1 protein-coding gene is annotated in these 1,686 nt (G+C 27.9%); it reads right to left on the bottom strand.

All coding sequences use genetic code 11. The features are described from left to right. On the bottom strand, positions 1-1,505 hold a 1,505-nt coding region (locus VK998_RS10250; protein WP_325228036.1), incomplete at its 3' end, for an SWIM zinc finger family protein. Positions 1,506-1,686: the final 181 nt, after the last annotated feature.

The raw sequence follows: 1,686 nt of genomic DNA, 5'->3' as shown, positions 1-1,686 counted from the left end.
CTATAATGTGCCCTGCCCGAAGTATTTGTTGCCATAACCTTTACTGTATTTTCATATTTATTGAGGAGCTCTTTTGGATAAATATCTTTTAAAATTTCTTCATACTCGATCAGCATATATAGCCCCTGAGTGTTTATAACCATATCAACCAATCTATCATATAATCCTTCTAACTCATATAGTTTATCGATTCCTCTATAAGGAGATAATTTACTAAATATTATTTCTCTCTTTTCCAGCCATTCTTTATCTGTATAAATTGATTTTAGCTCTTTATATAATTCTATATTCCCCTGATTATAGTTTAATACTAATGACCATAGTTCTTCTTCATATAATCTCTGTTCTCCAATTTGTTTGTATAAGTTCTTTAACTTCAAACTATAATTGAGTACAATTCCTGGAAAAACCATTTCTTTATCTTTACCTTCCTTAAGTAGGGAAATTGCCATATCATAATCTTTTTTATTAATGCAAATATCAATATAATATTTTCTAACCTCATTAACTTCCAGATTTTGTCTGCAATATTCTTCAATTATATTTTGATTTACTTTTCTTTCCTCCATAATATTTATACGCCGTAATACCATTTCCCCAAGACTATAACTATTGAACCATGAATTGTCCTCTTTTTTATATTCTTTTATCTTCTTATCAAGAAATATAACCTTTTCTTCCATAAATTCTTCTTCTTTAAAATCATCAAAAATAATCTGCTCTATATAATCCTCCATATAATCTATAACTGAACCATCCAAATGATCACTAAACCAATTAAAGATTTCTCTTTTAAGTTTAATATCACATTTATATAGTATCTCTTGCCATATATCTAGACAACTGTTGGCTATTTGACCAGTTCCACCATCTGAATCATCCATATCTTGATTTGCAACTTTAATAAATATATAATTAGTAAGTTCAAAGGCCTCTGTCAGTTGATTATTATCTAGCATTGCTTGTATATCATTATCTAGAATTTCTTCAAGTTCTGATATGAAGCTCCAGGCATTTTTATAATCAACAAAATCATGATATCCTGCATATCTCCTAAAAATATTATTTATTTGATTTTTATAACGTTTCATATCTGTTGGTGAAATATCACACTGTAATTTACTTTTAAATCTATTTAATAATTTTTCATCATTTTTCAGAATATCGATCAAAAAATCTTCAACTAGAACAGAGTCTGCTTCTTTTACTAATTTAGTGATGCTTGTTTCTATATCTTCTATTTTTAAGGCTCTCTCTTTATCCTCCAAATAAAATAATACTGCAGCCATATGCTTGCAATTATTTCCACCATCTGCATATGGACAGTTGCAACTTAATTCTATTATTTCATCATTCTTTTTCACAATCTCAACTTTATATTCTTCAGTTCCATATGCAGTAGCCTCTATTATATTGTCTTTAACATATACATTTTCAACAAGATTACGAATAAAATAATCTAATCCTCTTCCTAATATGTGATCTTGAAATAAATGTTTCCACATTATCTCAGCTCCTCTATACTAAAATATATTCCCTTTTCATTAGTACTGCTATATTCTATAATAATATAACTATCTCAGAAATGCTATCCTTTTAAAAACCCTTTACAATTAATTCAAATAATAACCATAGATTCTTTCCAGCCATATGGTGGAAATTGTTTCTCGTTATATACTTGCATTG

The organism is Schnuerera sp., assembly GCF_035459645.1.
Lineage (GTDB): Bacteria > Bacillota > Clostridia > Tissierellales > Tepidimicrobiaceae > Schnuerera.
Note: the sequence above shows the minus strand (reverse complement) of the source record. Positions and strands in the feature narration are given on the sequence as shown.